The sequence below is a fragment of the Streptomyces sp. Y20 genome, from assembly GCF_043195475.1.
Classification (GTDB): Bacteria; Actinomycetota; Actinomycetes; order Streptomycetales; family Streptomycetaceae; genus Streptomyces.
In genome coordinates this window covers 745,297-757,884 of record NZ_JBIDDP010000001.1, presented here as the reverse complement: position 1 = coordinate 757,884, position 12,588 = coordinate 745,297, and the positions used below count along the sequence as shown (strand labels likewise).

At 72.7% G+C, this 12,588-nt stretch carries 13 protein-coding genes; 5 read left to right on the top strand and 8 right to left on the bottom strand.

What is annotated here, in order from left to right; genetic code table 11:
* Window positions 1-39 precede the first annotated feature (39 nt).
* On the bottom strand, window positions 40-1,311 hold the full coding sequence (locus ACGFT1_RS03205; RefSeq protein WP_373907281.1) for an SWF or SNF family helicase: 1,272 nt from the start codon (window positions 1,309-1,311) through the stop codon (window positions 40-42).
* A complete protein-coding gene (locus ACGFT1_RS03200) occupies window positions 1,308-4,208 on the bottom strand; it encodes a DEAD/DEAH box helicase (RefSeq protein ID WP_373907280.1) in 2,901 nt (966 codons plus the stop codon). The genes ACGFT1_RS03205 and ACGFT1_RS03200 overlap by 4 nt, the downstream gene beginning before the upstream one ends.
* Before the next feature lie 276 nt (window positions 4,209-4,484).
* Here ACGFT1_RS03200 and ACGFT1_RS03195 point away from each other — a divergent pair, with 276 nt between their 5' ends.
* Complete coding sequence (locus ACGFT1_RS03195) at window positions 4,485-4,667, top strand: hypothetical protein (protein WP_361985878.1); 183 nt, start codon at window positions 4,485-4,487, stop codon at window positions 4,665-4,667.
* A gap of 130 nt (window positions 4,668-4,797) precedes the next feature.
* Here ACGFT1_RS03195 and ACGFT1_RS03190 read toward each other — a convergent pair whose 3' ends face one another.
* On the bottom strand, window positions 4,798-5,685 hold the full coding sequence (locus ACGFT1_RS03190; protein ID WP_373907279.1) for a hypothetical protein: 888 nt from the start codon (window positions 5,683-5,685) through the stop codon (window positions 4,798-4,800).
* 142 nt (window positions 5,686-5,827) lie between these two features.
* Window positions 5,828-6,124, bottom strand: a complete 297-nt coding sequence (locus tag ACGFT1_RS03185) for a hypothetical protein (protein WP_373907278.1) — start codon at window positions 6,122-6,124, stop codon at window positions 5,828-5,830.
* A 98-nt stretch (window positions 6,125-6,222) separates the two neighbouring features.
* Here ACGFT1_RS03185 and ACGFT1_RS03180 point away from each other — a divergent pair, with 98 nt between their 5' ends.
* Window positions 6,223-7,128 carry an oxygenase MpaB family protein gene (locus ACGFT1_RS03180; RefSeq protein ID WP_373907277.1) on the top strand — a complete coding sequence of 302 codons (906 nt, stop codon included), beginning with the start codon at window positions 6,223-6,225 and terminating at the stop codon, window positions 7,126-7,128.
* Here the strand turns inward: ACGFT1_RS03180 and ACGFT1_RS03175 are convergent.
* A complete protein-coding gene (locus ACGFT1_RS03175; RefSeq protein WP_373907658.1) occupies window positions 7,105-7,638 on the bottom strand; it encodes a PadR family transcriptional regulator in 534 nt (177 codons plus the stop codon). The genes ACGFT1_RS03180 and ACGFT1_RS03175 overlap by 24 nt on opposite strands.
* Window positions 7,639-7,747: 109 nt before the next feature.
* Here ACGFT1_RS03175 and ACGFT1_RS03170 point away from each other — a divergent pair, with 109 nt between their 5' ends.
* The gene (locus ACGFT1_RS03170) at window positions 7,748-8,503 is read left to right on the top strand and encodes an alpha/beta fold hydrolase (RefSeq protein WP_373907276.1); all 756 of its coding nucleotides are present in this window, start codon (window positions 7,748-7,750) and stop codon (window positions 8,501-8,503) included.
* A gap of 16 nt (window positions 8,504-8,519) precedes the next feature.
* On the opposite strand, the gene ACGFT1_RS03165 is transcribed toward ACGFT1_RS03170, so the two are convergent.
* On the bottom strand, window positions 8,520-9,119 hold the full coding sequence (locus ACGFT1_RS03165; protein ID WP_373907275.1) for a class I SAM-dependent methyltransferase: 600 nt from the start codon (window positions 9,117-9,119) through the stop codon (window positions 8,520-8,522).
* A 126-nt stretch (window positions 9,120-9,245) separates the two neighbouring features.
* Window positions 9,246-9,674 (bottom strand): PPOX class F420-dependent oxidoreductase, encoded by a 429-nt coding sequence (locus ACGFT1_RS03160; protein WP_373907274.1) that lies wholly within the window; start codon window positions 9,672-9,674, stop codon window positions 9,246-9,248.
* Window positions 9,675-9,764: 90 nt separating this feature from the next.
* Between ACGFT1_RS03160 and ACGFT1_RS03155 the strand changes: the two genes are divergently transcribed.
* Entirely contained in the window at window positions 9,765-10,178 is a 414-nt protein-coding gene (locus ACGFT1_RS03155) for a roadblock/LC7 domain-containing protein (protein ID WP_373907273.1), read from the top strand.
* Between the two features lie 126 nt (window positions 10,179-10,304).
* Window positions 10,305-11,729 (top strand): DUF6397 family protein, encoded by a 1,425-nt coding sequence (locus ACGFT1_RS03150; protein WP_373907657.1) that lies wholly within the window; start codon window positions 10,305-10,307, stop codon window positions 11,727-11,729.
* Here the strand turns inward: ACGFT1_RS03150 and ACGFT1_RS03145 are convergent.
* Complete coding sequence (locus ACGFT1_RS03145) at window positions 11,716-12,582, bottom strand: acyl-CoA thioesterase (protein WP_373907272.1); 867 nt, start codon at window positions 12,580-12,582, stop codon at window positions 11,716-11,718. The genes ACGFT1_RS03150 and ACGFT1_RS03145 overlap by 14 nt on opposite strands.
* Between the last annotated feature and the right edge of the window lie 6 nt (window positions 12,583-12,588).

The window sequence follows — 12,588 nt, the reverse complement described above, 5'->3', positions numbered from 1 at the left end:
TCCGCCGCTCATCGGATCGTGCCCACCGTGGCCGGCGCGTCAGGCCCCGTCCTCCCCACCGGTTCCTGGCCGCCGCGCCGCGGCCAGCGCCGTGGCCGGATCGGCTTCCGCTCCGCCCGCCGGCCACCAGCGGCCTGCCTCCTCGCGATACGGCCACCAGCGGCCCTCCTGTCCGAGCCGCAGCTGGACACCCTCGCTCCGGACGGTCCACCGGTTGCCGCTCCGCTGGAACACCGGCCGCTCCGCTGTCTCCCAGGCCGCTTCCAGCGCGGCGCGCGCGCGTGCGAGTGCCGCGCCCTCCACCTGCCACTCCTCATCGAGCGCGGCCAGAGCAGCCGGACCCCCGAACCGCCAGGCGCGGACCGCCGCGGCCAGTCCGCCGGGAGCCCGCCCCGACCCCGTGGCGAGCCGCTCGGCGACGGCGGCGGGCACCGTCCCGCAGGCCAGCCGAACGGCGTCCTCAGCGGTTGTCAGGTCCGCCCGCGCGTCACCGCAGAGGGACGCAGCCAGCAGCCGGCAGGCCTCCACGGCCGTACGGCCGGCCAAGTGTTCCAGTGCCGCAGGGTCGATGCCGGGCGCCGGAGCCGACCCGACGCTGAGGGACGGTGGCGCGCCGGGCGCCGGGGGGAGTCCGGGCAACTCGGGCAACGACGGCAGGATGCCGGCGGCCGCCCAGGCCTCGGCCGCGTCCACGCCCGCAGCCGTGCCCGTAGCCCCGGCCGGTTCCGCGACGCTGCGCACGTGCAGCTCCGCGAGAAAGGCCCCCTTCTCCCGCCCGCGCATCATCAGCAGCAGGAACGGATCCTCGTCCAGCAGCCGGGCCACCTGGTGACAGAGCGCGGTGGTGTGCCCGCAGTGGTCCCAAGCGCCGCAGTCGCACTCGGGATCCACCTCGCCGAGGCCCGGCAGGAGTGCGATCCCCGCCACCTCCGCATCCTCGATCAGGTGCGGCGGAAGCTCCCGGTCGAGCAGCGCGGCCAAGTGACCGGCCTGCTCGACGGCAAGGTCCTGAAACCGTCTCCACTGCGCGTCGGACAGCTCCGGTAACAGGACGTCCGCCCGGTGAGCCGCACCTCCGGGTTCACGTACGACGGCGGTGACGCGGCCCGGCCGCACGGTGACCGCTCCCACACCGCCCGCGCGCGCGAGCCGGCGCCCGGCCTTCACCACCGCCGCCTCCAGGGCGGCATCCTCCAGGGCCCGCAGCCAGGCGTGCCCCCACCAGGTTCGGGCGAAAGCCCGCCCCCGCGCGGGCGGCAGTGCGGCGAAGGTGCGCCCCGTGTCACCGTCGCGTTCGTCGTACCGGCTCATCGCGCCTCCCCGCGCAGTTCCACCAGCGCGGCCAGATCCGCGTCCGTCAGTTCCGTCAGGGCCCTCTCGCCGGTCCCCAGCACCGCGTCGGCCAGTTCCCTCTTGCGTCCCAGCAGCTCCGCGATGCGGTCCTCCAGCGTCCCCTCGGTGATCAGCCGGTGCACCTGCACCGGACGGGTCTGCCCGATGCGGTACGCGCGGTCGGTGGCCTGCGCCTCCACCGCGGGGTTCCACCAGCGGTCGTAGTGCACGACGTGCTCGGCCCGGGTCAGGTTCAGGCCCGTTCCCGCGGCCTTGAGCGACAACAGGAACACCGGCACCTCGCCGTCCTGGAAACGCCGTACCAGTGCCTCGCGCGCGTCGACCGGGGTCCCGCCGTGCAGGAGCAGGGACGGCACCCCGCGAGCCGTCAGATGCCGTTCCAGCAGGCGGGCCATGCGCACGTACTGGGTGAAGACGAGGACCCCCGCGTCCTGCGTGAGGATGGTGCCGAGCAGCTCGTCCAGCAGCTCCAGCTTTCCCGAGCGGCCCGCGAGCCCCGGCTCGTCCTCCTTCAGGAACTGCGCCGGGTGGTTGCAGATCTGCTTCAGGCCGGTCAGCAACCGCAGGACCAGGCCCCGGCGGGCCATGTCGTCGGCGGTCGCGATCCGCTCCAGCGTCTCACGGACGAAGGCCTCGTAGAGGCCGGTCTGTTCGCGTGTGAGCGCCACCGGGTGATCGGACTCGGTCTTCGGCGGGAGCTCGGGAGCGATGCCGGGGTCGGACTTGCGTCGCCGCAGCAGGAACGGTCCGGCGAGCCGGGCGAGCCGCTGTGCGGCGGCGGGGTCCCGGCCGCCCTCGACGGGCTGCGCGTACCGCGCGCGGAAGGCGCCGAGACTGCCGAGCAGGCCGGGGGTCGTCCAGTCCAGGATGGCCCACAGTTCCGTGAGGTTGTTCTCCACCGGAGTGCCGGTGAGCGCCACGCGCGCGCGTGCCCCGATGGTGCGCAGCGCCCGCGCGGTCGCGGAGTGAGGATTCTTCACGTGCTGCGCCTCGTCGGCCACCACCAGTCCCCACGGCACTCCGGCCAGCCGTTCGGCGTCCAGGCGCATCGTGCCGTAGGTGGTCAGCACGAACCCTCCGGGTGCCACGGTGCCGCAATCGCGTACCGGCCCGTGGAACCTGCGCACCGGTACACCCGGGGCGAACCGCTCGATCTCGCGCTGCCAGTTGCCCAGCAGCGAGGCAGGGCAGACGACGAGCGTGGGTCCGGCCGCCGAGGGATGCGTCTGCCGGTGCAGATGCAGGGCGATCAGTGTGATCGTCTTGCCCAGCCCCATGTCGTCGGCGAGACAGCAGCCGAGCCCGAGGGCTGTTGTACGGGCCAGCCAGCCCAGGCCGCGCAGCTGGTAGTCCCGCAGGGTCGCGGCCAGGCCCGGCGGCTGTCCGACGGCGGGAGCCGCCGTGGGAGCCGTGAGCCGCTCACGGAGGCCCTTCAGCCATCCCGTGGGCCGCGCGTCGACCCGTCGGCCGTCGACCTCCGCCGAGCCCGTGAGCGCCGCCGCCAGCGCCTCGGCGGAAGAGAGCGAGCGGTCCCGCCGGGCGCGGGCCCGCGCCGCCTCCCGCGGATCGACGAGAGCCCATCCGTCGCGCAGTCGCACCAGGGGACGCTCGGCCCGCGCCAGCCGGTCCAGTTCCTCCGGGGAGAGCTCCCGCCCGTCCAGACCGAACCACCAGGCGAACGCGACCCGCGCGTCCGCGGAGAGGAACGGCGACGGGGCGGACTTCGCGGATGGGGCGGTTCCGTCGTCCGGTGGCCCGATGGACGCGTGGGCCGTGAGACCGCGCGCCAGTCCCTTCGGCCAGTGCACGTCGACTCCCACCGCGGCCAGGGCGCGTGCGCCCTCGCTCAGCAGTTCGGCGATCTCCTCGTCGGCGAGGTCGACGGCGTCGGGAACGGCCGCGGAGAGGAGGGGCGTCAGGGGCGGCCAGGCCCGGGCCGCGCGGCGCAGGGCCAGGAGCGCGTCCGCACGCGCGCGCGAAGCGAACGCGGAGGCGTCCCCGGTCTGCGATGCCGAGGACGCGTCCGCACACGCGCGTGACACCGACACCTCGCGTCCGGCTGCCGCACCGGTCCACAGGCCGGCGGCGTCCATGACGTCCGCCGCCCCGTGCCGGCCGTGCACCTGGAGCACCGCGCGGAACCGCACCGGAGCGTCCTCGTGTGCGGCGTCTTCGAGGCCGGACGCCTCCACGCGCAGCGACAGCCGCACGCCCGCGTCATACCCCGCGGCGATGCCGTCGGCCCATGCCCGCAGCGCGGGCAGACGCTGTAACTCGGGCCCGGCGTACGCGCGGGTGCCGGTCACCAGCGGTGCGGCAGGGGAGCGGGGGAGTACGTCGGCGACCGCGTCCAGGAAGGAGCGCAGCAGCCGCTCCGGGTCGGGCAGCAGCGGTGGCCCTTCTGCCGTGAGCGGGGTGGCATGTGCTTCGGGAGGCATGGCTGCGGCGAGTTCGCGGACCAGCTCCGCGTCGTGCGCGGACAGCGGTCCGACACGCCAGGTGTCGTGGTCACCCGCGGACAGACCTGGCAGCAGCAGGCCGCGCGCCAGGAATCCCAGGGCCAGTTCGTACGCCGTACGCCAGAAAGCGGTGGCCCGGTGTTCTTCCGGCAGTGCACGCGCGCGCGCGAGTACCGACAGGGCAGCGCCCACGGGCAGCACGAGGGCGGGTACAGGAACCCGTTCGACATGGCCGTCCGCCGCGGGCAACACCAGCTCCAGACGGGTCACCGAGCCGGCTGCCGCGCCGGGCGGAGCCGCACCGTCCGCCCGCCAGAACGCGATCCGGCCCGCCCGCGCGGGGTCGGACGGCAGGAACAGGACGCAGCAGCGGGCCAGTTCGGAGGGATCGGACATCGGTGCCGAGGGGAAGGTCTCCACGACTCTGCCGCACTCCTCAAATTTGACTACTCGATCGGATCGCCGAGAGTACAGCACGCCGAGCCGTGACCGTCCCGGCCCTGCCGACTCGACGACCGGGCCGACTTCACGGCCTGTTCGCCCGCGGGTACTCGTCCGCACCCCGGAAGGGCGCGTCTCAGGGATGTCTCAGGGTTCGCAGCCGGAACCGATGGGAGCGGACGGCCGTTCTCACATCAGAGAGCGGCAGTGGCCGCGAAGGAGGCGACGTACATGTCCAAGAACGCGAAGATCGCCGCGGGGGGCGTGGCAGTCGGGCTGATCCTGCTGATCTGGCTGCCCTGGTGGGTGACGTTCCTGATCGTGGTGGGCGTTCCGGTCGCCGCGTACCTGACGCTGGACCCGTCCCAGCGGCGCAGACTGCGCCGGGTCTCCCGCAAGGAGATCGGCCGCTGACACACCTGGCCCACCGCCGGCGATCGCTCGCGCAGCGACTGCCCGGACAAACCGGGCCGCCGGGGATCGCGTCAGCCCGCGGGGCGCGGCTCCCGTCGGCGTACGGCGGCTTCCGTCCGGCCGGCCCGGCTCACAGGGGTCGTACGGCCATCTTGTCCAGCGCCTCCAGCAGGCCCGGCAGCTCGGGGCCCCGGCCCACCGGCAGGACTCCGCCGGGCTCCTCGTCGAGCAGGACGAACGCGATGTCGTCGGTGCGGGCCACGATCGACCAGCCGGGACCGTCGGCGCGCAGCGTACGGGCCTCACCGGGAGCGAACGACGAGCGGACCCGGCCGAGCGGTGGCGGCGAGTCGAGGTAGGCACGCGCCTGCGCGAGTACCCGGCGCACTCCCGCGTGACCGCCCGCCGAAGCACCCGCGCCGCCCTCAGTGCCCGGCGCGCGCCTCGGGTCCGTCGCGCCTTCCTCGCCTTCCGGCGAGGACGCCGTCGCTTCCGGGCGCTCAGCAGGAGCCTTGAAGTCGGTGTCGCTGATCTGCTGCCGCCAGGCCGCCCACTGGAGCGCGATCTCGTCGGCGCCGAGACGGCGCTGTGCCGACCCCCAGACTCGGGTGTCCGGTGGGCGCAGCACCGGACCGCCCGCCGTCTCGGGAGACGGGTCGTGCGGAGCGGGCACCCCGGGTGCCGCGACGGCGACGGCCAGGGGCCACCCCGGTAGCGCGGTCACGACCGCGTGCTCGTCCGGTGACAGCTCGTACTCCATGCCGCAGTCCCAGGACGCGATCGCCACGGCGACCAGCGAGACGTCGTCGATGACGACCGTCCAGCGGGCGCCGTCCCCGTCCTGGCCCAGCACCAGGCCGTACCCGTCGGCGCGAGGCGCGAGCCCCAGGGCCGCGCAGGCCTCCGGGTAGTCGTCGCCCAGCACGCTCGGGAACTGCGCCGGCGTCAGCAGTACCGCCGTCAGCACATACAGCGCATCGTCCGCGGCGGCGACGGCCGCATCGTCCGTCCCGGCCATCCCAGCCTCCCCAGTGGTTCGTCCATCGGCGCGCACCTTAGTGCGAGCGGAAGCCGCTTGTCACGGGCACGCACGCCGGTGGAGCAGCAGGTTTCCCCCTGGACAGGGGCGAAACGGCCACCTCCGGGAAGTGGAGATCTCCTCAGGCCGCGGGCAGCCCGAGGAGATCGCGGGCCACCGCACCGGGCGGCTGGGCGCGTTCCCGGGCCAGTGCGACGACCGCTCGGCAGGCCAGCTCGCTCACGCCGAACGACAACGCCTCCGGGGACACCCAGGCCGCCGCCTCCTCGACCCCGTCCTGGTCGTCCTGCGCACGGGCGACCACATAGACGGCCGCCGCTTCGAACAAATTGTGCGCGCGCCTCTCATGGGCATCCGCCGGCTGCGCGTGCGTGGAGGCGCGGAGCCTGGCGGCGTATCCGCGAACCATGTCGAACACGTGGATCACTCTCTCTCCCCGTACAGGATCAGGTCGATCGTTCAACTCCTCCTCTCTAACGTAGAGTTGTTGTTTCGGCGACATAAGGGGACGACGCGGTGAAGCGGTTCGAGCGGCTCGGCCAGATCCGCCTGCTGGACCCGGTGAAAGACGCACCGGAGATCTACCGGATCAGTGTGACCCTCGAGTTCCCCTGGGACTACACGCGTGCCCTCGAGCTGGCTCTCTACCGCACCTACGCCGTGCCGAGCATCGGGCGGCTGCTGGCGCGGACGGCGGAGCTGACCGAACACACACAGAAGCGGTACGACGACACCTCGCTGCTCCTCGACACCATTGTGGAACACGGCTTCACCGCGGAGCGGGGGCGTACCGCGATCCGTCGCATCAACCAGATGCACCGCAGCTACGACATCAGTGACGACGACATGCGGTACGTGCTGAGCACCTTCGTCGTGGTGCCCCGGCGCTGGATCGACGCCTACGGCTGGCGGCGGCTGTCCCGGCACGAGGTCGTCGCCACCACGGAGTACTACCGCACCCTCGGCCGGCACATGGGCATCCCCGGCATTCCGGAGACCTACGAGGAATTCGAAGCCCTTCTCGACGCCTACGAAGAGGCCCACTCCGGCTGGGACGAGGGGGCCCGTCGTGTCTCCGACGCCACCCTCGGCCTGATGGCGTCCTGGTACCCGTGGCCCCTGGCACCGTTGCTGCGTACGGCGACGCTCGCCCTGCTGGACGAGCAGCTGCTGCGCGCCTTCCGCTACCGGCGACCCGCCGCGGCCACCTCCGCGCTGGTGCGTGGCGCCGTACGGACGCGGGGCCGGCTGGTCCGGCTGCTGCCGCCGCGCCGCACCCCGCACTTCGCACGCCAGAACCGGGAGATCAGGGGATACCCGAACGGCTACCGCGTGGCCGACCTCGGCACCCGCCCGGTCCCCGGGCTGCGCGGCTGCCCGGTGCGGTCCCGGGAGGGCTCAGCGGCCGATCCCGTCGAGTGACGTCAGGGTGTCGCGCAGCCAGGCCAGTTCGGTCCGGCTCGTGGCCCGGGCGATGGTGAGCACACCCTGCCGGAACGGGTCGTCCAGCTCCTCGGCGCGCAGCGGCCGGTCGCCCTCGTAGAAGAAGCTCGCCGGCTCCTGGAGGAAGGCCAGCCGGCGCCGCAGTACGGCCGCCTGCGCGGCGGGATCCGCCAGGTGCCTGAGGAACGCCAGCAGCGTGAACCAGTCGTTCTCGTCGGTGATCTCGCGCTGCGCGGGCTCGGCGAGCCGGCGCTTCAGCTCGCGCCTGCCCTCCTCCGTCAGCCTCAGCACATGCCGGGGGGCGGCCACCGCACCGGGCTCGGTGGCCCGCACCAGCAGACCGGCCTTCTCCAGCCGCTTGATCGCCGGGTACAGAGTGCTCTCGGCGACGGGGCGCACATGGCCGGTGAGCGCGGCGATGTGACGGCGCAGGACGTACCCGTGCAGCGGGGAGTCGTACAGAAAACCCAGGATGGCGAGTTCGAGCATGACCGCATTCTTCCTCATTCATACATTGCTCCAGCAGTAGAACGTTGCCGCTATACATCGTCATGGATGTATCTTGGTCTCGAAGACGTCAGGGGATGGGAGGGGCGCGGTGCAGCAGGCCACGTTCGACAGCAGGGGAAGCCGCATCCGGTGGACCGAGACGCCTGGAGCGGAGCCCGCCCGGGTGTATCTGCACGGGCTCGGGTCGATGTCCACCGCGTACCACGCACACATCGCGGCCAGGCCCGCCCTCGCGGGCCGGCGCACTCTCTTCGTGGACCTTCCCGGACACGGCACGAGCGACCGCCCCCAGGACTTCGGCTACACGCTGGAGGAACACGCCGACGCGGTCGCGGCTGCCCTCGACGTGGCGGGGGCAGCCGGTGCCGAACTGGTCGGGCACAGCATGGGTGGCGCCGTAGCCGTCGTGCTCGCCCACCGGCGGCCCGACCTCGTCTCCCGCCTGGTCCTCACGGAGGCCAATCTGGACGCCTTCCCACCGGTGACCGCGGCCAGCAGCACCATCGCCTCCTACGAAGAGGACGAGTTCGTCGAGAGGGGGTACGCGCGCGTGCTCGACGCCGTCGGGCCGTTGTGGGCGGCCACCATGCGGCTGACCGACCCCCGCGCCCTGCACCGCAGCGCCGTCGGTCTGCGCCGGGGCTCGGATCCGGTGATGCGCACACTCCTGGAGCAGTCGCCCGTCGAACGTGTCTTCCTCCAGGGCGCGTACAGCGGTGAACTCGCGGGGCGGGACGGCCTGGAATCGGCCGGCGTACGGGTGGTGACGGTGCCTGGAGCCGGGCACAACGCCATGTTCGACAACCCCGATGCCTTCGCGGAAGCGGTCGCCGGAACCGGCTGACCGCACCTCCGGGGCGTCAGTCCTCGCGGACCGCGAGCGCGAGGAACCGCGCGTCCTCGTCGGTGTACGAGGTCATGCGCCACCCCGAACGGTCCAGAAGGGGACCGAGATTGGCCTCGGCGCGCAGGTCGTCAGGGGTGATCCGGCGGCCGTGACGTGCTGCCAGGGCCGCGCGCCCGATGGGATGGAAGAGGGCGAGGGTGCCGCCCGGCCTGACCACGCGGGCCAGTTCCCGCAGGTTGTCCGCCGGATGTGGCAGGTGGGCGATCAGGCCGGCGGCGAACACGGAGTCCAGGCCCCCTGGGCGCAGCGGCAGCGCGGCGACGTCCGCGAGCAGCAGCCGGCCGTCGCGGTCCCTGCCCGCCCGTACGGCGGCCCGGAGCATCGCCGGGGTCAGATCGGCGCCCAGCACCACGCCGGAGCGGCCCACGGCGGCCCGCAGAGGTGGCAGGGCGCGCCCCGTGCCGCACCCGGCGTCCAGGACGCGGTCGCCCTCCCGCAGCCCGAGACCGGTGACGGCGGCGGCGTATGCCGGGCCGTCGTCCGGGAACCGGCTGTCCCAGTCGGCCGCCCGCGTGGTGAAGAACTCCTGGACGTGTGTGTGGTCGTCTCTCATGTTCCGCATGATGTCTCACCATCACGAGGAGGGACTCCGGCGAGGAAGTGCCGATCCGGCTCGTCGAGGGAGCCGGGCGGGGCACACACCGCCCGGCTCCGGGACTCGGACGGCTCGACGCGCCGCTCAGGCCGCCAGGTCCCGCACGGCCACCACGTTGTCGACGGTGACGCGGACGAGCAGTTCGCCCGGCACGCCGTTGCGGGCGCCGTACTCCTCGGCGCGCGCCTGACCCATGTACCGGGCGGCGATCCGGGTGGCCCAAAGGCGCACCTCGGCCAGGTCCTCCGACAACCGGGCCCGGCCGCTGACCACCACGAAGTGGAAGGGTGGACGGTCGTCGTCCACGCAGAGGGCAACCCGGCCGTCACGGGCCAGATTGCGTCCCTTCACCGTGTCCTTGCCGGTGTTGAAGACCAGTTCCTCCCCGTCGAGCACGAACCAGATCGGAGCCACATGCGGGCTCCCGTCTGCGCGAACGGTGGACAGCTTGCCGGTGCGGGTGCCGTCCGAGACGAACGCCCGCCACTCCTCATCGGTCATCTTCTCTGCCATGAGCCCATCCTGCTTGCCCGCACGCCGGTCGTGGGGAAGGCTGGCGGAGGGGTTCCTCCAGCCAGGGGGAGACATCACACGGGGAGGGACATGGTGCAGAACCAGGGACTCGGCTGGCTCCTGGACGATCTGACCCAGCGGGTGGACCACGTGCGGCACGCGCTGGTCCTGTCGAACGACGGACTGGTCACGGGAGCGAGTACGGGCCTACGCCGCGAGGACGCCGAGCATCTGGCAGCCGTCGCGTCCGGCCTGCACAGCCTCGCCAAGGGCTCGGGACGCCACTTCGGTGCGGGCAGGGTGCGCCAGACGATGATCGAGTACGACGATGCCGTGCTGTTCGTGACCGCGGCCGGCGCCGGCAGCTGTCTGTGCGTGCTCAGCGGCGCGGAGGCCGACATCGGTCAGATCGCCTACGAGATGACCCTCCTCGTCAACCGGGTCGGCGAACACCTCGGCGTCAACGCCAGACACCCCGAAAAGACGCGTATCGCGGACGCCTGACCAGCGCCTTCTCCCGAGCGCGTCGAGTTATCCACAGGACTGCCACCGGTGGCGACGAATTGGCTACGGTGTGTGCACGGCGAACGCACGGGGCGTGAGCCACTCACTCCACGGGGGAGTACGACCATGTCGGCAAACACCGTCGGCCCGAACCGGTCCAGCCGCTGCACACCGAGTCGTGCCACTCGGGAACTGGAGCTCAAGCGGGGCGAGTTCGACCTCGCCGTGCACCTCGGCCGCATCCGGACCGTGCCCGACGAGGGCGGGGGTGGAGACCGCCGGGTGGAATGGGCGGAGATCGACCGCCTCCGGTCACAGGACGGCTTCCCCGACGCCCTGCGCGAGCGGGTACGGGTCATGGGCACCGCGGAGGGCGCCGCCCTCATGGACATCTCGGCCGGCCGCTTCACCCGGCTCGCCCGACTCGGCCTGCTCGTGCCCATGAAGTTCTACCTCAACCGCTACCGGGCCGTGGTCTGGCTCTATCTGGCGGAAGAACTGAGGGAGTTCGCCGCGGACGCGAAGAACACGGGCCTGCTCAAGGGCCGTACACCCGAGACCCTGCGCGGCCAGCTGGCGGCCGGAGTGGATCTGCGGGCCCGCAACTGGCGGGGGCGCCGCCTTGGAATCCTGCTGCGGCAGGCGGAGCATCCCTGGGCCCGCGCCGGGGCCGTGGCCGGCTTGCTCCCCGCCGCCGAGGTCGCCGACATCGTCAGGGACCCGTACGACCGTGCCTACCTGAACCGGTTCCGCCCGGTCCCATCCGGTCAGGGCGCTCCCGGAACGCCCTCCGCGGAACTTGCCGAGCGAATCATGACGGCCCAGGACGCGGATGAACTAGGTTGGCTGCGCAGCGACCTGGCGCGCGCGATGGAAGAGGCGCGCACCCTCTCGCCCGCCCCGCGCCCCGCCGCCCGCCGCGTTCCGCCGGTGATCCGGGCGGCGGCGCGGCCCATCCCGCCGATGGCGCGCACGGTCACCCGGCCCGTGGAGGACTCGGCGTGGTTCCCTGGTCCGGCGACGCGGTCCGGGTATCGCGCGCCGCGAGCACCCGAACCGACGCCGCTACCGCCCGAACCAATGCCGCGAGCGGCTGAACCGACGCGGCGGGGGCCTGAACCAACGCGGCGAGGGCCTGAACCAACGCGGCGAACGCTTGAGCCGACCGCACGGCCGTCTGAGTCGACGACGGGACTTCTTGGGGCGCCGGCGCACCGATGCGGGTCGGCGGCGCGAGTACCCGAGCCGGTGTCCCGGCCGCTCGGGCGGCCGACACGACGGCCGGGACCGGCGACCCGGCCGGCGGCATGGCCCCGGCTGCGGGCGGTGCGACCGGCAGCCGTACTCCTCCCACAGGGTCACGAGTCGGAAGGTACCGGCCAGGCGGCGCCCCCCGGCGTACGGCGAACGCCGCGGGCGGTGCCGCAGTCACCGCCGGAAGCCACGCGGCCGTCTCGTGGTCTGCGAGCCTGGCTGCGGTGGAGAGGCCCACGAACCGCACGGTCCGACCACCCCGCGGGGCATCTGCCGTCGGATGTCACAGGGACCTGAACAGGCCTTCCTGAACGACCGAGACGAGCAGCCGTCCCCGTACGTCGTAGATGCGACCGCGGGCCAGGCCACGCCCGCCGGTGGCGATCGGCGACTCCTGGTCGTACAGGAACCACTCGTCCGCCCGGAACGGCCGGTGGAACCACATGGCGTGGTCCAAGGACGCCATGTCGAAGTTCCGCGGTCCCCACAGCGGCTCGACCGGGATGCGCACCGCGTCCAGGAGGGTCATGTCACTGGCGTAGGTCAGCGCGCACGTGTGCACCAGCGGATCGTCGCCGAGCGGGCCGACCGCGCGCATCCACACGGCGCTGCGCGGCTCGGCACCCTCAATCTCGTCGGCGTTCCAGCGCAGGCGGTCGACGTACCGGATGTCGAACGGCTGGCGGCGTGCCATCCGCTCCAACTGCTCGGGCAGCGCACCCAGATGCTTGCGTATCTCCTCGGTGACCGTAGGCAGCGACTCGGGGTCCGGTACCTCACGGGCCGGCGGGAGCTGGTGCTCGAACGATCCTTCCTCAGGCTTGTGAAAGGAGGCGGTCAGATTGAAGATCGTGCGACCCTGCTGCACGGCTGTGACCCGGCGCGTGGTGAACGAGCGCCCGTCGCGGACCCGCTCCACCTGGTACACGATCGGCACGCCGGGACGGCCCGGGCGCAGGAAGTACGCGTGCAGCGAGTGCACCGGGCGCTCGCCGTCCGTGGTGCGGCCGGCGGCGACCAGGGCCTGTCCCGCCACCTGGCCACCGAAAACCCGCTGGAGGGACTCCTGCGGACTGCGGCCACGGAAGATGTTGACCTCGATCTGCTCAAGGTCCAGCAGGTCGACCAGTCTCTCGGCCGGATTCGTCATCAGTGG

What these genes read in the sequence shown, in the direction of transcription:
- ACGFT1_RS03155 (WP_373907273.1), top strand. Translation starts at nt 9,765, where the DNA reads ATGGTGCAGAACCAGGGACTCGGCTGGCTCCTGGACGATCTGACCCAG.
- ACGFT1_RS03160 (WP_373907274.1), bottom strand. Translation starts at nt 9,674, where the DNA reads ATGGCAGAGAAGATGACCGATGAGGAGTGGCGGGCGTTCGTCTCGGAC.
- ACGFT1_RS03205 (WP_373907281.1), bottom strand. Translation starts at nt 1,311, where the DNA reads ATGAGCCGGTACGACGAACGCGACGGTGACACGGGGCGCACCTTCGCC.
- ACGFT1_RS03150 (WP_373907657.1), top strand. Translation starts at nt 10,305, where the DNA reads ATGTCGGCAAACACCGTCGGCCCGAACCGGTCCAGCCGCTGCACACCG.
- ACGFT1_RS03165 (WP_373907275.1), bottom strand. Translation starts at nt 9,119, where the DNA reads ATGAGAGACGACCACACACACGTCCAGGAGTTCTTCACCACGCGGGCG.
- ACGFT1_RS03145 (WP_373907272.1), bottom strand. Translation starts at nt 12,582, where the DNA reads ATGACGAATCCGGCCGAGAGACTGGTCGACCTGCTGGACCTTGAGCAG.
- ACGFT1_RS03195 (WP_361985878.1), top strand. Translation starts at nt 4,485, where the DNA reads ATGTCCAAGAACGCGAAGATCGCCGCGGGGGGCGTGGCAGTCGGGCTG.
- ACGFT1_RS03190 (WP_373907279.1), bottom strand. Translation starts at nt 5,685, where the DNA reads ATGGCCGGGACGGACGATGCGGCCGTCGCCGCCGCGGACGATGCGCTG.
- ACGFT1_RS03175 (WP_373907658.1), bottom strand. Translation starts at nt 7,638, where the DNA reads ATGCTCGAACTCGCCATCCTGGGTTTTCTGTACGACTCCCCGCTGCAC.
- ACGFT1_RS03200 (WP_373907280.1), bottom strand. Translation starts at nt 4,208, where the DNA reads ATGTCCGATCCCTCCGAACTGGCCCGCTGCTGCGTCCTGTTCCTGCCG.